The organism is Dyadobacter sp. CY261, from assembly GCF_021440085.1.
In the GTDB taxonomy this organism is placed as follows: domain Bacteria; phylum Bacteroidota; class Bacteroidia; order Cytophagales; family Spirosomataceae; genus Dyadobacter.
Genome location: NZ_JAKCPW010000011.1, coordinates 316,547 through 336,629, shown reverse-complemented (window position 1 = coordinate 336,629; position 20,083 = coordinate 316,547). Strand labels below are relative to the sequence as shown.

The following is a 20,083-nucleotide window of genomic DNA, read 5'->3' as shown; positions in this document are numbered from 1 at the left end:
TAGGAGCTATATAATTTATTGATATACAGCGTGTTAGTCTTGTTGTTCGACACCCCGCATCTCCACGAAAAGCCGTTTCTGATCTCAGAGGCGGCATTTTTGCGTTTGGATGGTAGCCGATTTTCTTATGTTTGGTAGCCAATTTGCAGGTAAAAGGCGCAGATTTTCCCTGTTCTGGCCCGCGTCGCGCAGACCGGGCGGGGCGGCCCGTGCCGTTCAACTCCCTGCATTCAATTGAGGTGTAAGTTTTCTGGTGCAGGTATAACAGCCACAGGATCCTGTTTTGTACATTAGCAAATAGGTAATGCATTATACAACAGACTCATTTTGGCGGTATTCACCCTCTAAATTGTCGCATTTACACAGCATTAAATGCCAGACTAAGTTTCAACTTTGTCGACATCACAAGGCTCAGACCAATTCTAAGCGGAATATAAAAAATCTGATAAATGTGTTGACAGCCTTATCGCAGAAATTATAAGAAGGGGATTGCCGATCACATTGAAAACGAGAATGCTGAATAGCACCAGTAGAAAAAATTAAAAACTAAAAAATAAAGTTATGAGGACAATTAATCCCTGGATCAACTTCAACGGAAATGCCGAAGAAGCATTCACATTTTACAAATCAGTTTTTGGCGGAGAATTTGCCAAGATTATTCGTTTCAAGGACTTAGCAAGCGCTGAATTTCAAGTGCCGGAAAACGAGGCAGATAAAATAATGTACATTTCCCTGCCTATCGGGAAAAACAATGTATTAATAGCTAATGACGTTCCGGACTTTATGGGACGGGTAAACGAAGACGAAAACAGGTCTAAAATATCAATTAGTGCAGAAAGTCGTGAAGAAGCGGATAAAGTATTCAACGGGCTATCGGCAGGCGGAGATATTGAAGGTCCCATTGGCGACAGTCCCTGGGGTTCATACGCCGGAATGTTTAGAGACAAGTACGGCATTGAATGGATCGTGGAATTTGACCCGAATGAATGACCGTACGGGCAGTGGAATTGATTGGAGTTAGTGAGAGTGGCTTCAATTGCGATGCAAACTATTTATCATCCTAATGTCCTTTCCTTTTTTATCTGCTTGTCTCCCCATTGCCGGAGATATTCAATAAATGGGATCAGCTCCTGCCCAACTTCGGTCAGTGTATATTCCACTTTGGGCGGCACTTCGTGATACACTTTCCGGCTGATCAGCTTGTCCGCTTCCAACTCCCGCAGCGTTTGTGTCAGCATTTTGGTCGTCACGTCTGGCAAAGTCCTGCCCAGCTCCCCGTAGCGCAGGATCGAATGCTCATGCAGATACCACAAGATCCTCCCTTTATATTTTCCCCCAATCCGTCTGAATGCATAATCGACAGAGCATGTCGGCATATCCGGACATTCATGCTTATTTTTCTTCATTTTTAATTCGCTGATAATCAACAATAGATTCTTAATAGTGTGTAAGATACAAAAAAGTACATACTTGACGTAAGATAATGTACAGCCTAGCTTTGCAGCTCATTAAATTAAGAAAATGAAATGAGCTTAACATTGAAAGATAAAGTCGCAGTAGTGACTGGTGCATCCAAGGGAATTGGTGCAGGAATAGCAAAAGCATTTGCCGGAGAAGGCGCAAAAGTGGTTATCAATTACGCATCCAGCAGATCGAATGCTGAAAAGGTTGTCAGCGAGATTATCCAAAATGGCGGAATTGCCACCGCCATACAAGCGGACATTTCCAAGTTTGCTGACATTAAAAGACTCCTGGACGAAACGGTAAAGACTTATGGTCAGCTGGATATTCTGGTCAACAACGCGGGAGTTTTCAAAATAGAAATGCTGGACGGAATATCCGAAGACAGCTTTCATTTGCAGGTGAATACCCATTTGATGGGGCCGATTCTGACAATTCAGCAGGCCGTCAATTTGTTTGGTGACAAGGGTGGGAGCATTATTAATGTTAGCTCAACGGTAAGTCAAAATCCGATTCCCGGTGTGATGGTGTATTCTGCTGCTAAAGCCGGGATCGACAATGTCACCAAAACATTAGCGAAAGAGCTGGGACCGAAAAATATCCGAATCAACACCATCGCTCCGGGCGTGACCGATACAGAAGGGAATCATGAAATGGGTGTCATCGGCGGTGACATCGAAAAACAAATGCTTCCCCTCACACCACTTGGACGGATCGGCCAGCCGGAAGACATCGCAAAGGTTGCCGTATTCCTGGCTTCGGATGAGGCTGGCTGGGTGACCGGTGAGCGGATTACGGTTTCGGGCGGGCTTTTATAGCCCTGATTGATCCTCAATTGTAATCCGCCCTGAATTGCAGCGGAGTCTGCTGTGTCTTGGATTTGAAAAGCTTGCTGAAAGATTGCGGGTATTCGAAGCCCAAGGCATAGGCGATTTCACTCACAGAAAGTTCAGTCGTCGAGAGCTTCTCCTTGGCATGCTCTATAAGCTTTTCATGGATCAGCTGCTGTGTGGTATTGCCGGTGAGTTGCTTCAAACAATCGCTCAGGTATTTGGAAGACAAATGCATCGCTTCGGCCAGATACTGCGCAGTGGGTAAGCCTTTATCAACATGATCGGATTCCAAATAGCTATCCAGCAGTTTTTGGACATTATCCAATAAATCACTGCTCACTGCTTTGCGCGTGATAAACTGCCTGTTGTAATAACGGTCGCAGTAAGTGAGGAGCAATTCAATATTGGCAATCCACACATCCTGGCTGAAATTGTCGATCGGTAGCAATGCTTCTTTTTGGAGTTGCAGAAAGATGTTTTCCATTGCTTGCTGCTCCTCTTCGGAAAGAATCAGCGCTTCGTTCACGGAATAATCAAAATATCCATAAGCTCTTATTCTAGGCCCCAAAGGTGAATTTCGCAGGAAATCGGGGTGAATGGACAGTTGCCAGCCAGCGCGGGCGAATACAAAATCTTTGTCGATAAAGCTGACCTGTTTAGGAGCAAAGCAGGACATTACTCCTTCGTCAAAATCAAACATGCTCTGACCATATTGAATTTTGCATGGACATTCCGTTTTCAATGTGACCTGGTAAAAGTCCGTAATGAGCCTCGTTCGCCGCTCGACCTTGATCTCTGGAAAGTCTTCGAACCGGATCAGGCTGACCAGCGGATGCTTCGGCTTTGGCTGCTTCAAAAGCTGGTGCAGCTGGGCAATGGATTGAATGTGGACTGTGGTTGTCGTTTCCATGTATGAAGATAATCAGATTTGCGCCAGTTTCTTCCGGTACGAGTTAGCCATATACCTGGCGATCATTGCATTTGGAAGCAATGCAAGTACACGTGAGCCGAAACGGTTCCTGCTTCCGGATACATGAAAATGTTTTTTAGCATTCAATGCGTTCCATAACTCATTTGCGACTTCTTGCGGCGTTTGTGCCGCAGCCGTTTCGTAGTCAGAGCTCAGGCCAACCGCTTTCTCGTTATTGATGCCCGCCGATTCATTAAAGTTTGTCTTTGTAAGTCCCGGCGAGAACAGCATCACGTGAATGTTGTACGGTTTACCTTCTTCCGTCAATGCTTCTGTAAACGAGCGCACAAAAACTTTGCTGGCCGCATAAGTGGCCATGTAAGGCACGGGCATAAATGCGGTCATCGAGGCAACGTTAACGATTGAGCCGCTTTTTCTCTCCCGCATGGCTTGTATAAAAAGGTGCGTCATCGCGACAAGGGATGCATTGTTGAGTTGAAGTAAGCTTAATTCAGATTGCAATGAAAGTTCGGCAAATTCGCCACCCGACCCAATTCCTGCATTGTTCACCAATATTTCGATTTGCAGATTCTGCCTTTCGGTTTCTTCAAAAACTTTGCGCGCTGCATCCAGCGTAGCTAAATCGGCCGGTATGCATTTTACATCAACGCCATATAGCGCTACCAACGCTTCACTAATCTGTGTCAATTTTCCGGCATTGCGTGCAACTAATATGAGGTTGTGTTTTTCTGAAGCCAGCTTTTTCGCCAAAGCTTCACCTATTCCTGCTGACGCTCCGGTAATCAATGTGTATTTCATTTTTTCTTTGCTATTAATTTATTGCAAAGAAAAGCTGCTGGCAGATGTGGGCTGGTAATCAAAAGTCGGTTGTTTGTGTTCAAATGTCAGCGTGCAGCAATTCGCCGCCAACAGATGTTTCTGACTTAGTGAATATAAAAACGAAATGAATCAATCACCCCTCATAGACAAAGTTGGTTTTGGAGGAAGCTGCGTTGTGGATTGATACTGCCAGTTGTAGTGGGCCTGGTTACGGCTTTCGTTAATCCCCCAGCAAGATCACTATTGGGAGTCAAAATTGCCCCGTCGGCTGTGTAACTGCTGATCCTATCCCAGCCGTCAGAACTCCAATTGTCGCACAATCGCGAATTCTATGTTTTTCTTCTGCGAATGTCTTGTGATGGAGTGCTCTTGTTTGCATGATGATTTAATCGACTACAAGTTTGAGTGTCAACCCCAAGAGCTTCGTTGATATTAAGTTCTCTAGAGCTGAGACCTTGATTCGTGACGGGGCGGCCCGGCGGATGGAGATTTGAGACGGTTATTGCACAGTTCTGCCTCAGAACCAACGGGTATTTTTTAGCCGCACCGTTAGGACGTTTCGTGAGACGGCCAGGTAGTCCTCATGAGTATATTCCCAAGTAGACTTCTTTTTCAGCAGTACAAGATACGCATTCCGTATTGAACGTGAGTTAATCGTAGAGTTAAAGGTTATGTTAAACGGCTGCTAAGTATGACAAAAAATAAAAACTCAAAAGATTAATTTAAACAAACATTAATGTTATGAAAAAGTTACAATTCAAAATAAGCATCAATGCACCAGTGACCAGGGTATATGATTTTATGCTTGGCATTAACAGTAAATCAACTTATGAGCAGTGGACTTCTTTGTTTAACCCAACATCGACCTATGTAGGAAGTTGGGAAAAGGGAAATAAAATTCTATTTATTGGAGTAGATGAGAAAGGAGAAAAGGGGGGTATGGTTTCCAAGATAGCTGAGAACATTCCCAACCAATTTGTTTCAATTCAACATTATGGTCTTTTAAAAGCTGATAAGGAAATTACGGAAGGACAAGAAGTGGAAAAATGGGCAAACGGATTTGAAAACTATACCTTCGAAGAAAACAATGGGACTACGACCGTTACTGTTGATTTAGACACCACGGAAGATTTTTTAGGGTATATGAACCAGACCTATCCAAAAGCACTCGATAAATTGAAAGAACTTTGTGAAAATTAAATATTTGAAGAATATCTTTTAATACGAAGAAATAAACACAGCCTATAACAGATTGGCAGTATGGCGTCCGAACCGGGTCGTCGGTCACTAGTTTGCGTACTCTTCTTACCGTTCAAACGTGGCTACTACTTGTATTCACTGAAAAGTTATCATAAGTTACACCTACATAAGGGGTTATTGTACGGTTAAGTTGCAAAACTGGATGAATGTTTTACCTTTGCGCCCCGTATTTCAAAAACATCCCGCATGACCGCCACTAATCAATTAGGAGAAGCTCCTATTAGGAAGCTGTTTTTTCAAAATTACGGTCCTGCGATAATTAGTCTGTTGTCTTCCATTGTTCATCAGGTCATTAATGGGATTATACTTGGACAACAAATAGGAAAGGATGGCCTGGCAGCAGTCGGATTATATGGCCCTGTCGTGATCGTCCTGGTAGCGTTGAGCTTACCTGTAATGATAGGTGGGGGAGTGCTGATCGGTAAGAGTATTGGAGCCGGAGACCTGAGGCAGGTCCAACAAGTCTTTCAATTTGCTACCACCCTTGTTATTTTATTTGGAACTTGCGTAGCGATCAGTGCGCCATTTTCAGCAATCCCCCTTGCCCAATTTCTGGCGGGGGCGGCGAATCTTACTTTGGCTGAAAATACGGCTGACTATGCTTTTTGGCAGCTGCTGGGTCTTCCCTTTTTCTTCCTTGGAATGATTTGGGGAAACTTCGTTCGGGCGAACAACGCGCCGAAAGTGTCGCGAAATGCATCGATTTTGGCTGCGTGCGTCAATATCGTGCTTGATCTAATACTTATTGTTGGTTGCGGACTGGGGGTAAAAGGTGCATCGATTGCGACATCAATCGCATTAGCCACCGGTGCCACATACCTTTTTGTATATATATTCAAGGGTAACACTCATTTTAGTTTTTTCTCATTTCGCTTTACATTGAAACTTCCACAATGGAAGGAATACTTTAAAATTGGACTTCCATCATTTGCATCTGAAATTGCATTCTCATCTGGCTTGCTATTAATTAACCAGTCATTGATCCATTTCGGAGCTACCGCAGTGGCCGCGTTTGGTTTGGTTAACTACCTTAGTTTTTTGCTCATCCGACCTTTTACTGCTGCGATGATCGCCGCACTTCCCATTATGTCATTCAATATCGGTGCAAGACAGCCGCAGCGTGTGTTAGAGACTTTATGGTTCTCATTAGGCTTTACACTTTTGTTGGGGATTGTGGTGACCGCTATTGGCTTATTCTTATCCGACCAGTTAATTGTGTTATTTTCCGGAGACCAAAACATGGCCTACCGGAAAATTGCAAGCCAGGCAATGAGCTTATACTTTCTGCTGTTTTTAGCGGCCGGACCAAACTATTTACTCGCAGCCTTTCTTCAAAGCACAGGGAAGACAATCATATCCCTATTTATCAACTTGTTAAAAGGTTTTTTACTAGTTGCACCTGCGCTTTTGATCCTTCCGGATTATTTTGGTCTGCCAGGAATTTGGCTATCGCGGTCTTTGGCCGAAATACTGACGTTTATCATCATTGCAACATATACGATGTACTACAAAGGTCGATATTTCTCAGTTAGTGCAGTTGTGCCGAGTATTTAATAGGGCATGTTAGAAGCTTGTTTCATGAGGCAGCTAAGCATGATAAATTAGTCTAATTTCGGAATATCCACGACTTCTCTTTGAATTAACCATCGTAAAACCACTTGGGCAATGCTTTTATTATATTTGCTTGAAAGCGCTTTTAAAGTACCCGAGATCCTATCGCATAATCAATTATGACAAAAAACGAAGTAGCAAGAAAATATATCGAATATCTATCAAATGGGGCCGTTGAGCAAATAGTAGGCTTATTTGCTGAAAATGGAACAGTCAGTTCGCCAATCTATGGAGATAAATTGGCCAAACACTTCTTCAAGGAATTGACCGATGATACAGCGAATTCAAGATTGACATTAAAAAGGATTTTTGAGGATGCGGATTCTAATTCCCTAGCACTCTATTTTGAATATGAATGGACGGTGAAATCCGGGAAGATTGTCGTGTTTGATGTTGTTGATATTCTCGATTTCAACAATGAAACCAAGATTGAAAAGTTAAAAATTATCTATGATACTTACGTTGCCAGAAGATTGATAGAAGATATCAGGTCTGGTAACAGCTGACAACTGGCGAAATATCCGTTGAATTTTATCTTACCATTGTTGGATAACTACACCTAACTGTGTGTCGGCGAGCGCAAATTCCTGGGCTCCCCACGGTCGTAAAGTGACTTTGTCAAGATTAGGATGCAGGAATTCAGGGTGGCTCGCGAAGATTTTATTATACACCGACTGGATATCATCTGTTACCAGCCGAAATTCGGGATGATGTTCCTCTGCATACTTCCTATCTTGAAATAAGTTAATGCGTAAGCCATCTTTCTCAATCACGCAAAATGGCTTATGTGTCTTCAATTCGTTATGCGTGATTGTGAATTCCAGACAATCCAACCAGAATTTAAGCGCATCGTTGATATCTGAGTAAAATACATTGGGGACAAGTTTGCTGAATTTCATATCTGTAAAGTGTTTTTTTGCTTGCGGGAATTTCGGGATCGTTCAAAATTCGGCACCCTATAAATGGCCGATAGCTAATGATGAGTGCTTCATACTCTTGATTTAAAATCCAAAAGTACGTCTTCGGCTGGATTTGACCTATTGATCCAAATCAAGAAAGATCTGCTCTCGATATGGATTTCCTGACCCTGCTTAGCGTTTCAGGAGTCAGCTTGAGATAGGATGAGATCATTTTCAAAGGAAATGTTTGTATCAGCCGCGGGCGATTATGAAGAATGAATGTATATTTTTCCACAGGAGTCATCGATTGATCGAAGAATTTCAGTCTTTCCAATGCACCTTCCAGAACCTTGTTCAGCTGTAAAAAAGCAATAGACCTTCCAGTTAAGTAATGAGCGATATCAAGACTGAGTTCGAGGATGTGGCAGTCGGTGAAAGTCTGGATGTAAATTTCAGAGGGCCGTTGAGATATTAGACTTCGATAATCAAAAAACCATTCATTTTGAATGCGCAAATCAATTATATTCCGATCCAGCTCGGATACCTGTTCATATTGGTAAATGGATCCACTCAACAAATAATACATTGATTTAGCTACCTGGCCTTTTTGGAGGATGAGTTCGTTTCTGGTAACATGCCGTGCCGTAACCGCTTCTTCAAAGAGCCCCACCTCGTCATCCGTGTAAGTGCCGGTTGCCCGTAATATTTCTGAATACATAGGCTCTAAATTTGTAATGTGAAAGTACGACAATTGTAACATTTCGGTTTTGTTAACTTTGAACCTATCACCAAATCGAAGCAAATGTTCGCTGCAAACAAAATTGGATCACGCCTGACGCTGACGTAAGGAAGCCAGGAGAAATAAAGGAGCACAATGCATTATTGAACCTGGATCAACTGAACGCCATGCACCGGACGGCCGCCTGCCGTAACGCCTTGTATCAACACACGCAGCGTCCGCACTTTGTCCGATAGTGGAAACCGTAGTTGACTTTGCCCTTTGCTGTCGGTTAGCATAAGCGGCTTCCAATAAAGCACATCCCGGTCGTCGACAGGGACAGAAATGTTGCTGCCAGACGTCTCCGAATCATAACGGGGTACATAAAATTCGCGTTGCACTAATGGATAACCAATGAATTGAACCGGCTTCATCCTGCCCACCGCTTTCGTATTCACCTGCATAGATCTCGCGCTTTTAGTGAAAAAAGCGATCACGCCGTTCCCGCCACGGACGCCATAAATACCCACCGTACCTGCATTTTTCAAAACTTCTATACGTTCAATGTCTCTTGCATTGAAGTTCATCAATGCGGTTCCTTCCGGATCCTGAATGGCCACGCCATCCATGAGAAACAAGGGTTGGGTACCACTTTTGATACTGTTTATGCCGCGGATAGATACTTTGTATCCCGCTGGCGCTGGCGGCCCTGACGGTGTTCCAACAGTTCGCGAAACGGTTACGCCCGCGAATCGTCCCTGAATCATTTCATACAGGTTTGCATAAACCGGAGACTTTTCATCGAATACCGCAACCGCATCGGCCTGATTGTGCAAACTGCGCGCCTGGATATCCTCGGGCCTTACATCTGGTTTTCTCGCTTTCACCGTGAACAGGGTAGACAATTATAATTATGACCCCAGGAAGTTACAATAATTGGTTTGGGTAGCACATCCTTTTACGCCATGGACAGGCCTACAGGTTGGCTTATGACTACCGGTAAAGGTTCCGGACATCCCGTGTTATTGCACGATTAAGTGCCCAACAATGATGGCCAAAGTGGGCCCGTGCCTACGCTACAAACGCCCGGAATGTGTACCTCAGCATTGGAATGGACGATTATATAGCTAAACCGATGAAGCTGGAAGTGATCAAAGAAGTCCTGAAAAAAGCGTTCGAAAGCATGAAATGCGCGGTTAATGCGCCTGGTGTCGAAAAGTGAGTTTTCGAAATGATGCCCCAAACGCGCAATTTGTCTTAGCGCATTGATACGAAACTTCCAGGCAGTTTTTTTGTTACTTCCTTTTATTGTGCGCAATTTTGATTGAACCTGTAATTTGAAAACCCCAAAATGTGGGCATTCAACGTTTGTTCCTACAATGCAATTATTGAGTAATACATTTTAAATCAGCCAACTACAACAAAAAATCACTCACCGGCATTTACCCTGCAAAGACAGGTAGACCGGAGTAAAACACCATGGAAACAAACAAAGACAGTAAAACAATTGAGAATATTGAGCTGGTTTTCTTAAAACCGGAAGATTATCAGGAGATCAAGGAAATGATGATTGAGACTTATTCCAGCATGCCAAATGCGTATTGGAAAGAACATCACATCAAAACACTGATCAATATTTTCCACGAGGGGCAGGTAGGCATACGAGTAGATAACGAACTGGCTGGGTGTGCGTTATCCATTATTGTTGACTACGACAAAGTGGACTCTAAACATACGTACAGAGAAATAACCGGAAATTATACTTTCAAGACCCACACAAACGAAGGGGATGTTTTATACGGAATTGATGTATTTATACGGCCAAAGTTTCGCGGCCTGCGATTGGGAAGGCGTTTGTATGATTACAGAAAAGAGCTTTGTGAGGAATTAAATCTAAAAGGAATTGTATTTGGTGGCCGGATCCCGAATTTCCATCAATATTCCCATTCCATGTCGCCCAAAGAGTACATCGAAAAGGTGCGGAACAAGGACATTCACGATCCTGTCTTAAATTTCCAATTGTCAAATGACTTTCACCCGGCTAGAATCCTGCAAGGGTACCTGGAAGGCGATAAAGACTCCAATGAATATGCCGTTTTACTGGAGTGGGATAATGTTTACTATGAGAAAAGCACAGACCAGGCTGCATTCAAGAAATCAATTATCAGGTTAGGACTGATACAATGGCAAATGCGGTTGTATAACGATTTCGATGAACTGATGCAGCAGGTTGAGTATTTTGTGGATGCAGTGTCGGGTTACCGATGTGATTTTGCGCTGTTTCCTGAGTTTTTCAATGCTCCTCTAATGTCGGACTACAATCATCTTGCAGAACCGGACGCAATCAGAAAGTTAGCAGAATACACAGAGAAAATCGTCAATCGCTTTTCAGAGCTTGCCATCTCCTATAACATCAACATCATTACGGGGAGTATGCCGGAGGTTGTAGATAACAGTCTTTATAATGTGGGTTATTTGTGCAAGAGGGATGGTGGGATTGAGCGGTTCGAAAAGTTGCATGTGACTCCGGACGAAGCAAAAGTTTGGGGTATGCAGGGTGGAAATACCTTAAAAACGTTCAATACCGACTGCGGAAAAATAGGCATTCTCATTTGCTATGATGTTGAGTTTCCGGAGTTAAGCCGCATTCTGGCCGATGAGGGAATGAACATTTTATTTGTCCCCTTTTTGACTGATACTCAAAATGGCTATTCCAGGGTACGGAACTGTGCGCAGGCCAGAGCGATTGAGAATGAGTGTTATGTTGCCATCGCCGGCAGTGTGGGCAACTTGCCAAAAGTACACAATATGGATATTCAATATGCCCAGTCCATGGTATTTACGCCTTGCGATTTTTCGTTTCCCACCAATGGAATAAAAGCCGAAGCAACGCCAAATACAGAAATGATTTTGATTGCAGACGTGGATATTGATATGTTACGGGAATTAAATCAGTTTGGAAGTGTTCGAAATCTAAAAGACAGAAGAACGGACATTTATTCAATAATCCGTAAAAACGGGAGCAAAGACAACTAGTAGCAATAATATTTAAAATCCACCACAGCCAATCCGTTGAAGGCCCATACGGTAAAGACGTTCCGTATGGGCTCTCTCTGTTATTGTCGTCTCGACAGCTGGCCAGAATTCGGCATTTACCCTTCCGTGAGTGCCGCCTTGTTGAGACAGGCAAAAACTTCGCGATAGAATTCGGGGTGTGATTGCCAGGTCTGCCCGGTTATCATATTTCCGTCGCGGATGGCCTGTTGGGTAGAGTAGGTGCCACCTCCCATTTCGATTTCGGTCCGCACATGTTCGTAAGCGGTTAGCTTTCGGTTGCTGGCTAATCCTGCTGTGACGAGAATCTGGATACCGTGGCAGATGGCCAGGACCCACTTGCCCTGCCGGTCGAACTCGCGAACTACTTCCAACAGCGCAGTATGGTTGCGCAGGTACTCGGGGGCGCGGCCGCCTAGCAGCAGAATGGCGTCATAATCGCCCACTACCACCTCCTCAATCGTCAGGTCCGCATTCAAACAATAGCCGGGCCGCTCCACATACGTATCCCAGCCGACTTCAAAATCGTGCATTACCAGGTGAAGCCGGCGTTTGCTGGGGGCGGCAATCACGGCAATGTCGCCTTCTTCCTGAAATCGGTGAACGGCATACAGGGTTTCATAACTTTCGCCACCATCCCCGGTGACAATTAAAATTTTGCGATTCATGCCGTAACGGATTTAAACATGGAGTGTTAATAGAGCCAATTTTTCTGGCTAAACAACCAAAAGCCAAGATCGGGCGCATCCTACCGTGACGTGTGAGCAACCATTGTCAAACATAGACTTAGTTTTGGTTTCATACCCTTCTCCACATACAATCAGGGACGGTGGTTCTGGTGAGTAAAATCTGCAGATCCCTGAACTCACCGAATTACTCAGCAAAAATTGCTTAATGGTTTCCAGCTGTTTGCTTAAAACTTGAATTCCGTTGTAAGGCAAAGAAATAGTAGGTTCTTCCCTGGCCCGGCCTTCCGAAGGAAATCGCCCGTCACAAAATAGGTCAACTCGCAGCCGAAATGCAGGAACGGGTTGGTGATGTACTCGCCGACCATGGCATATTGGTGCCCGATCAATTTATTAGGGATGTCCATACTAGGATAGATTAACGCTGCATTGGGCCCATAAACACCGTCGTGGCTACTGTAACGCCAAAATACGTCGTAGTCCAAATCCACGTTGAATTTGTCTGTAAAATTAAGCGTCACCGATGGATGAAGGTCCACTAGGTTGGCTGGCCCGATCAAGGCAGCCAGGCCAAAGTACCCACCCCTGGGAAATAATGGATTGAATGTGTTAAGCCGTTTATCGCCAAGCTGTTTGTCTCCGCTGATAAGCTCGGTTTTTAAGCCTAGCTCCGGCGCAAACATTAGTCCATCCAGCACGTAATCGACATGGGCCGAAGCGGTCCACGCCCGGATTGATTTACCTGCAAAGTCACCGAACTGATAAACGGCTTCCAGGTCATATCGCCATCGTTGGGATTTGCCCCAGATTCTGGTCCCGGCCGAATGTCGTAGTTCTTTTCCTTTCCCTTCGTCATAGCTGTTGGCCTTTTTATCAAAACCAAAATAGTAGACATCCATATTTTGAAGAAGAGGAATTTGATTGAACACACTGTAGCCGCCCCACAGCTTCACATTCTTATTATATCCATCATCAAAAACACCTTTTTTCGAAGCAACATAATGGGAGTAAAGCAGGTCGGTTTTGACATTCCTACCCGAAAACATCACTTTGGCACCGTCGAATGAATGGCGGTTGTTGGGTCCTTCCCGCACGGAAATGAGTCGCTGTGAGCCATATAAAAGCTCCTGCCGCCCTACACGGAACACCAGATTATTCTTTTTCCCAGGAAACATGTTCACATCAAAAAACGCCTGGTGCAGATCCAGCGGATTTTCATCTGCCGGGCTGGTACTTGCCTTCGCATTGGCCATTCCGCTTTGCAGTTCGGTGAACACCCGGAAATGCCGGCCGGCGTGGAAATCAGCATGGCCCAGGTAGCGTGAAAACACGTAGCCGTAATTTTTGTCGGACTGCTCTCCCCATTCATCGTTAATGACATGGTAGTATTGAAACCTGACATCGCCCCCGAAGCTGACATACGTTCCGCGGTTTTTAGATAGAGCTGTAAATTTCATCTGACGGTAGAAATTCCGGCTCGTATCGCTTTTCAGAAAGGCATAATTTTCCTCGTAACGAAGCATTTTGAATGGCGCATACTGTCCCACAGCCCACAGCGGGGCAAGGCAGATGCAGAGGATCAGCAGCCGTTTCATGGCCGGGACTTCTGGTAACCTCCGTAAAATTTCACTGGCGACCAGGCAGGGATCACGTCCGGCATGGCAGCGTCTAGCGCCTTATACTCGCCCGCTGCGTATATTACCTTTCCATTAACAATGGTTACCAGCGATTCGATGTTTCTTACGTCATCTGGTTTAACAGAGAAGTAATCATCTGTGAGCACTGCCATATCTGCATACATTCCTTTTGCAATTTGGCCTTTCAACTTCTCTTCGCCCGTGAACCAGGCACTCCCGGAGGTGTATATATGTAAGGCGGTGAACCGGTCGAGTACCTGATCTTTTGGCCAGAATTGCAAGCCGCCTATCGTTTGCCCGGTCAGCAGCCAATGCAATGCCATCCAAGGATTGAAAGTTGAAATGCGCGTGGCGTCCGTGCCCATGCCAACGGGTATGCCCATGGAAAGCATCTTTTTGATTGGCGGTAGCTGGCGATCGGTTTTGCCGTAAAGCCTGTCATACAACTCTCCCTGGTAATACATCCGGAACTGTACAGCCACGCCCCCGCCCAGCTTCCTGACGCGTGCAAGCTGCTCGTCGGTAATGGTTTCGGCATGGTCAAAAAACCACCTTAAACCCTTGAATGGAATTTCCTTATCCACTTTCTCAAACACGGCCAGCATGCGCTCGATTGATTCTCCATACGTTGCGTGCAGCCTGAACGGCCACCGGTTTTTGACCAGCAAACGGATTACCGGTTCCAGGTCCGCCTCCATCTCATCGGAAAGAATGGTTCTGGGTTCGAGAAAATTCTCAAAGTCGGCCGCGGTGGCTACCAGGTTTTCTCCGGCCCCCTCCATATCGTAGCCGTTCGGTAGCAGCATGTGATCGTTCTTGTTGGGAACGGCGGTTTGTATCCATTTCTGATAGTCTTCCAGTTCGTGGCCTTTGTGCTGCGCAAATAAAAAGTAGGACGTCCTGATATTTAATTTTCCCTCCTTCGCCAATTGAAGCGCCACAGCATAGTCCGAGGGGTAATTCTGGCTCCCACCCGCGGCGTCGGCAGCACTGGTGATGCCAAACCGGTTCAGCTCACGGTAATATTGCAAGGTGCTGTTTAATCTTTCTTCGTACGAAAGTTTGGTCGTAAGCCCCAGGGTCGTGTAGATCGCTTTCGGCGTTTCTTTGGCGAACAGCATTCCCGTGGGATTACCTTCCTGATCGAGCTCAACCAGACTGCCTTCGTAAGTTGTCTTGCTATCGTATCCGAGCACCTGGATACCCTTCTTGTTAAGGAATGCCTTGCCATACAGGTAAGTGATAAAGACGGGCTTATCCGGGACGGCCTCATTGATTTCTGCCAGTGTGGGTTGCCTTTTTTCCTGGAATTGAAACTCATTCCAGCCCCCGATTACCTTGATCCACACGCCCTCGGGTGTTCTCGCGGCTTGCTCTTTCAGCATCTGCATCGCGCGGGCAAGCGTTTTGACCCCGTCCCAACGCAGCTCGCTATTGTAATGCAACCCTTCACGAATGATGTGAATGTGGCTGTCGTTGATCCCGGGCACTACGGTTCTTCCCTTCGCGTCGATGACCTTGGTCTGGCCTGATTTATATTTAGAAATGATTTGGGCAGACGGCCCGGTATCGAGAACGATCCCTTCTCTGATGGCCACCGCCTGTACAAATTCCCCGGCTTTGGACATGGTAGCGATTTTACCATTGGTCACGATCAGGTCAGCCGTTTGAGCGAAACAAATCTGGTATCCTAAAATCAGGATGACAAGTAATATAGTTTTCATGGCAGAGCACATTATTTATCCACGAAAAAATCAAGCAATGCCTTCTGTACCTGCTCGGTTTGCTCTTGCACCACCCAATGTCCCGAGCCCATGATTTTCGCTTCGACGACGTTGGTAGCGACGAGTTTAGAATGATCTTTTAGAAAAGCGGCCCCGAAATACTCCCCGCCCATGGCCAAGAGCGGCATTGGCAATTTCTTTTTGGCAAATTCCAGGTTGTCCTTTGCATCTTGCGGGAAATTACCAAACCAGTGGAATGCGCCCGTGGTACCGCCCTTTACGGCGTAAGCACGGATGAATTCGTCCGTCTCCTGCTGGGTAAACGGCTTTTCAACATGTCCTACCATCGGCCAGAAATTGGTCAGGAATTGTCTTTCCCTCCCGGCGACAAGGTCCCCCGAAGCCGGCCAGCCAAAAAAACCAAACCACCATGCACTCGCCAAAACCTGGCTCCATACCGGCTCAATGCCCGGCAGCAATGCGTCCATCAATGCGAGTTTTTTGACTTCTGTCGGATATTGGGCAGCATAGGCATACGCGACCATCAGCCCGATATCGTGCCCGGCCAGGTTGATTTGATTGAAGCCTAGCTTTTTTATGAGCTCATGCAAGTCAGTCGCCATGGTTTTCTTGTCGTACCCGCCCTCCGGCTTGTCCGATTCGCCTACGCCCCGTAAATCCGGCGCGATCACAGTAAAGTGTTTGGAAAGTTCAGGTAGCAGCCGGTTCCACATGTACCAGTTTTGTCCGAAACCATGTACCAGCAGCAATGGCTCGCCTGTTCCACCAACGACATAGTGAATATTTACACCGTTCACGTTCGCGGTTTTGTGCCGGAAGTTCGAGGGCGGGTCGGCCGGTTTCAAATCGGCAGCTGTGGCAGTGCTGTCTTGCTCAACTGCTTGCTTTGACTCCTTTTTTTCAGGATTGCAAGCCCAAACCGTCGCCAGCAAGGTCACGGATAGAAGGAATCGGGTGGCTATTCTGATATGCAGAACGCCTTTTTTCTGGCAGGAAGTAATATTCATCGGGGCATGAGGTTAAGTGAAGAAAATTGAGATACTTATTGAATTGAATTCATTACCTGAGTGTATGCAGCCATTCGAGGCAGTACTCGGCTACCTGCTGCCAACCCTGCTGGCCGAGCACATAATGGGTCCGGCCCGCGAACTTCTTGTAATCGGTTATTGATCCGCTGGATTTATACCTGCGGTAATTATCGTAATTCAGCGAATCGGGAATGGTGTGGTCCGCTGTACCGGAAATAAGCAAAAGCGGGTCGTGCGGCTTTTCGAAATCGACTTTCGCCACGCTGGTGATTGTATCGCGGACAATGCGTTTGGATTCGGGGATTGCCAGTTTGTAGTAGCTCTCTTTCTGGACTTCGATAGGTAGCCCATTTGTAAATGCATATTGCCATTGCCTGAACGACATCATGAAAGACTGGTTTACCGGAGTAAAAAAGCCAAGCGGCCCCCAACCGGCAATCAGAAACGACAATTTGAAAGTCATAATCCCTTGTGGTGGAACCGAGTGGATTGCTATCCCTGCATAGCCCAGGTTTTTTTGCAGCAGCAATTGCGTGATCAAACCGCCGATGGAATGTCCGATCAGGATGGGCTTCTCGGGCAAGCTTGCGGCAATGCCGCCGAAGTAGTCGACAAGTCCGGCGAGCCGGTTGGAAGCAATGGCCGCGTCGGGCTGCCGGTTGCGAAGCGCTTCTGCGGGAGCCTGCTTATTAGGCCAGGGCGGAGCGAGCGTTTGGTAACCCTGATTTTCAAAATACAGTTTCCAGTCGTCCCAGTGGACGTTACTGACGAATGCTCCCGTAATGAATAAGATTGTTTTGCTATCAACTTTCATAGATAACTTTTGGTTTGCCAGCGTCAAATCCAAAAGAATACCCCCGGTTGGTATAGTTGAAAATCAGTAAGTTAGTGAATCGGCGTGTCGAACGACCACCGAAATATCGTTTTGAAACCAGCCATCAACGAAATATCGTCGGGTATAAATGCAGAATTTGTTATTTTAAAAATTGCAGGGTTAATTGAGGTTACTTTCAAATATCTCACTCAATGTCTTTTTTCGTGGTAAATGACCCTTGCTGCGTTTGTCTGGCTCGACTGAGCATATCTTTAAGAATCCTGGTACACTTATATTTAACCCTCCCTGAAACTGCCAGTGTTTATGCGTAAAAAACTACTTCTGCTGATGATGCTCCTATGGTCTTGGGAGAGCTCATATGCAGACTTTCTGGGGCCATTCTTGCCAAAAGAAGTGGCGCCGGTGCTGATCAAGCTCAGGGCCAGCCGGGCAGACACTACCCGGGTAAGACTTTTAATTCAACTCGGCGACTTGTATTTCTACCGTGCCGGCAGGAGTGCCGTCGATCTGGATAGCGCGCAGTACTATACGTCCGCCGCGCACAAACTTGCCGCTTCACTCGATTTTGAAAAGGGTATGGCGGAGGTATACTTTCAGCAGGGCGCCATTTTGCCCATGAAAAACCAGAGAGAACATGGGCAGCGCGCCACAGAAGCGGCCGCAAAGCTGTTTTCCAAACAAAAGAATTACCGGATGCTCGGAGAAACCTATTACCGGCTGGCCGGATATTTCGGTTTGCAGGATTCCGAAATCCAGCATAGGATTAAGTATACCAATTTATCGCTGGAAGCCTTTCGTGCCGCAAAGCTTACCTTGAAAGAAGGAGCGGTACTTCAGGCACTCGGAGACCTTTACCAAAGCCGCGGCGATAATGGACCCGCCCTTTCGAGCCTGAAACAAGCGCTGCAAGCTTACCAGTCCATCAACTATAAGCAGCTCATGGGGGTGTATGACTTGCTTGGCACTGTTTACACGTCCCTTGGCGCACCTGAGGAGGGTATAAAATACGGAATGCTAGCCCTGCGTAGTGCCAAGGCAGCAGGTGATACTTCGCTGCAACTAGCGACCATCTATAACCGGATAGGCATAACCCATTATACTTTGCGGAATTATAGGAAAGCTATTGAAAACTATGAGAATGCGGTGAGAATTGCGGAAAAGTATGAGGATTTTGAGACGATCCATATGGTTGCGGCTAACCTCAGCAATCCCTATGTGAAGCTCAAAAAATATGCGGCAGCAGTGCGCCTGCTGAAAAGAGTAGAGGGGAAATACCCGGTTAAAGAATTGAAGAATAAGTATTGGCTCGACCGCTCGTACATACATCTTTACCGCGAGCAAAAACAATACGAGCGGGCGACAAAATATATAATTGAACTTTTGACGATCGTGGATGAAGGGATTTCTCCGGAGCAGACGGAATTAATTTATAATCTTCTGATCGAATTTTATATAGTTAAAGGAGATTATGCGCTGGCAGCCAAATATGTAAATCTTCGGAAAAAACTTAAACTGGAAAACATCCGCGTGTCCTATCGAAGCCACCTATGGCAGGCGAAGCTCGATTCGATCAATCACCAGTATTTTTCCGCCCTTACTGAATTTCAGAAGTACAGCGTGCTGAGGGACTCCTTCTTTAACGAATCCAAGAGCCGGCAAATCAACCAGCTGGAAATTATTTATGAAACTGAAAAGAAGGAGGAGAATATTCAGGCGCTCCGGAAAGAATCGGTGTTGCAACAGAAAATGCTCAGTCAGGCATCACTCGTCCAGAACATTACTTACGTGAGCATATCGCTGCTGCTGATCATTGTCGGACTTTTAATTTACGGTTACCTGCTCGTTAGAAAGAACAACAAGACCCTGGCGGCCAGTCAACAGGAAATCAGCAACAAAAACATTTCATTAGGCCGCCTTGTCTCTGAAAAACAATGGCTGATGAAGGAAATCCATCACCGGGTGAAGAACAATCTGCACATGATCGTCGGGCTGCTGGAAAGCCAGTCGGAATTCCTGAAAGGCGATGAGGCAAAAATGGCACTTGCCGAGAGTGAGCACCGAATCCAATCGATGTCGATGATCCATCAGAAGCTGTACCAAACTGAGAACCTCACCTCCATCGAAATTTCGCCCTACATTCACGAATTGGTGCAATACCTGAAAGATTGTTTCAGAAGCGAAAAGCCAGTGGAATTCAACCTGGAAATAGACCAGGTCGACATGAACATTAGCCACGCCATCCCGCTCGGGCTGATATTAAACGAAGCCATCATCAATTCCCTGAAATACGCCTTCCCCGATGCACGGTCGGGGAAAATCGATATTGTTTTGAAACAGACGAGCCTGGGACATTTTCTGCTGACCATATCGGACAATGGCGTTGGCCTGGGTAGCGACTTTAATATCAATCAGGTGAATTCCTTCGGGCTTACACTCATCCTGGGGCTGTCTCAGGACGTAGGAGGCGAGGTCAATATCATCAACGATGGTGGAACGGCGATCCAGATTGCCTTTGAATATACGCCCGAGCAAATGCATACCGAACAATATGCAGAAATGTAAATAC

The 20,083-nt window shown here is 45.8% G+C and carries 19 protein-coding genes; 8 read left to right on the top strand and 11 right to left on the bottom strand.

Translation table 11 applies throughout. The features are described from left to right. Nucleotides 1-561: 561 nt before the first annotated feature. On the top strand, nt 562-990 hold the full coding sequence (locus tag LZD49_RS27705; protein ID WP_234671067.1) for a VOC family protein: 429 nt from the start codon (nt 562-564) through the stop codon (nt 988-990). A 65-nt stretch (nt 991-1,055) separates the two neighbouring features. Here LZD49_RS27705 and LZD49_RS27700 read toward each other — a convergent pair whose 3' ends face one another. Continuing rightward, nucleotides 1,056-1,406: a helix-turn-helix domain-containing protein gene (locus LZD49_RS27700; RefSeq protein ID WP_234671066.1), complete on the bottom strand. Its 351-nt coding sequence runs from the start codon at nt 1,404-1,406 to the stop codon at nt 1,056-1,058. 120 nt (nt 1,407-1,526) lie between these two features. Between LZD49_RS27700 and LZD49_RS27695 the strand changes: the two genes are divergently transcribed. Beyond that, nucleotides 1,527-2,279, top strand: coding sequence for an SDR family NAD(P)-dependent oxidoreductase (locus LZD49_RS27695; RefSeq protein WP_234671064.1), 753 nt, complete (start codon nt 1,527-1,529; stop codon nt 2,277-2,279). A 13-nt stretch (nt 2,280-2,292) separates the two neighbouring features. Here the strand turns inward: LZD49_RS27695 and LZD49_RS27690 are convergent, their stop codons facing one another. Together LZD49_RS27690 and LZD49_RS27685 are read right to left on the bottom strand one after the other, a co-directional pair. After that, a complete protein-coding gene (locus LZD49_RS27690) occupies nt 2,293-3,204 on the bottom strand; it encodes an AraC family transcriptional regulator (RefSeq protein ID WP_234671063.1) in 912 nt (303 codons plus the stop codon). A 12-nt stretch (nt 3,205-3,216) separates the two neighbouring features. Continuing rightward, a complete protein-coding gene (locus LZD49_RS27685; protein ID WP_234671061.1) occupies nt 3,217-4,023 on the bottom strand; it encodes an SDR family oxidoreductase in 807 nt (268 codons plus the stop codon). 762 nt (nt 4,024-4,785) lie between these two features. Between LZD49_RS27685 and LZD49_RS27680 the strand changes: the two genes are divergently transcribed. The 3 genes from LZD49_RS27680 to LZD49_RS27670 all read left to right on the top strand — a co-directional run bounded on the left by LZD49_RS27680 (nt 4,786) and on the right by LZD49_RS27670 (nt 7,421). Continuing rightward, nucleotides 4,786-5,244, top strand: coding sequence for an SRPBCC domain-containing protein (locus LZD49_RS27680; protein ID WP_234671060.1), 459 nt, complete (start codon nt 4,786-4,788; stop codon nt 5,242-5,244). A gap of 246 nt (nt 5,245-5,490) precedes the next feature. Then, nucleotides 5,491-6,858 (top strand): MATE family efflux transporter, encoded by a 1,368-nt coding sequence (locus tag LZD49_RS27675; protein ID WP_234671059.1) that lies wholly within the window; start codon nt 5,491-5,493, stop codon nt 6,856-6,858. 176 nt (nt 6,859-7,034) lie between these two features. Then, nucleotides 7,035-7,421, top strand: coding sequence for a nuclear transport factor 2 family protein (locus LZD49_RS27670; RefSeq protein WP_234671058.1), 387 nt, complete (start codon nt 7,035-7,037; stop codon nt 7,419-7,421). Between the two features lie 30 nt (nt 7,422-7,451). On the opposite strand, the gene LZD49_RS27665 is transcribed toward LZD49_RS27670, so the two are convergent. The 3 genes from LZD49_RS27665 to LZD49_RS27655 form a co-directional block, all read right to left on the bottom strand. Next, nucleotides 7,452-7,814: a hypothetical protein gene (locus tag LZD49_RS27665; RefSeq protein WP_234671057.1), complete on the bottom strand. Its 363-nt coding sequence runs from the start codon at nt 7,812-7,814 to the stop codon at nt 7,452-7,454. Nucleotides 7,815-7,965: 151 nt separating this feature from the next. Continuing rightward, on the bottom strand, nt 7,966-8,532 hold the full coding sequence (locus LZD49_RS27660; RefSeq protein WP_234671056.1) for a Crp/Fnr family transcriptional regulator: 567 nt from the start codon (nt 8,530-8,532) through the stop codon (nt 7,966-7,968). Nucleotides 8,533-8,693: 161 nt separating this feature from the next. Further along, the gene (locus LZD49_RS27655; RefSeq protein WP_234671055.1) at nt 8,694-9,419 is read right to left on the bottom strand and encodes a TonB-dependent receptor plug domain-containing protein; all 726 of its coding nucleotides are present in this window, start codon (nt 9,417-9,419) and stop codon (nt 8,694-8,696) included. Between the two features lie 206 nt (nt 9,420-9,625). Here LZD49_RS27655 and LZD49_RS35595 point away from each other — a divergent pair, with 206 nt between their 5' ends. Together LZD49_RS35595 and LZD49_RS27650 are read left to right on the top strand one after the other, a co-directional pair. Further along, nucleotides 9,626-9,754, top strand: a complete 129-nt coding sequence (locus tag LZD49_RS35595; RefSeq protein WP_255721194.1) for a hypothetical protein — start codon at nt 9,626-9,628, stop codon at nt 9,752-9,754. A gap of 257 nt (nt 9,755-10,011) precedes the next feature. Continuing rightward, a complete protein-coding gene (locus tag LZD49_RS27650) occupies nt 10,012-11,568 on the top strand; it encodes a carbon-nitrogen hydrolase family protein (RefSeq protein ID WP_234671054.1) in 1,557 nt (518 codons plus the stop codon). Between the two features lie 116 nt (nt 11,569-11,684). On the opposite strand, the gene LZD49_RS27645 is transcribed toward LZD49_RS27650, so the two are convergent. The 5 genes from LZD49_RS27645 to LZD49_RS27625 form a co-directional block, all read right to left on the bottom strand. Next, the gene (locus LZD49_RS27645; RefSeq protein ID WP_234671053.1) at nt 11,685-12,254 is read right to left on the bottom strand and encodes a DJ-1/PfpI family protein; all 570 of its coding nucleotides are present in this window, start codon (nt 12,252-12,254) and stop codon (nt 11,685-11,687) included. A gap of 245 nt (nt 12,255-12,499) precedes the next feature. After that, entirely contained in the window at nt 12,500-13,867 is a 1,368-nt protein-coding gene (locus tag LZD49_RS27640; RefSeq protein ID WP_234671050.1) for an alginate export family protein, read from the bottom strand. Further along, a complete protein-coding gene (locus tag LZD49_RS27635) occupies nt 13,864-15,633 on the bottom strand; it encodes an amidohydrolase (RefSeq protein ID WP_234671049.1) in 1,770 nt (589 codons plus the stop codon). The genes LZD49_RS27640 and LZD49_RS27635 overlap by 4 nt, the downstream gene beginning before the upstream one ends. An 11-nt stretch (nt 15,634-15,644) precedes the next feature. Continuing rightward, complete coding sequence (locus LZD49_RS27630) at nt 15,645-16,661, bottom strand: alpha/beta fold hydrolase (RefSeq protein ID WP_234671047.1); 1,017 nt, start codon at nt 16,659-16,661, stop codon at nt 15,645-15,647. Between the two features lie 52 nt (nt 16,662-16,713). Further along, entirely contained in the window at nt 16,714-17,496 is a 783-nt protein-coding gene (locus tag LZD49_RS27625; RefSeq protein ID WP_234671045.1) for an alpha/beta hydrolase, read from the bottom strand. Between the two features lie 324 nt (nt 17,497-17,820). Here LZD49_RS27625 and LZD49_RS27620 point away from each other — a divergent pair, with 324 nt between their 5' ends. Next, nucleotides 17,821-20,079 carry a histidine kinase dimerization/phosphoacceptor domain -containing protein gene (locus LZD49_RS27620; protein ID WP_234671043.1) on the top strand — a complete coding sequence of 753 codons (2,259 nt, stop codon included), beginning with the start codon at nt 17,821-17,823 and terminating at the stop codon, nt 20,077-20,079. The last annotated feature ends 4 nt before the right edge of the window (nt 20,080-20,083 follow it).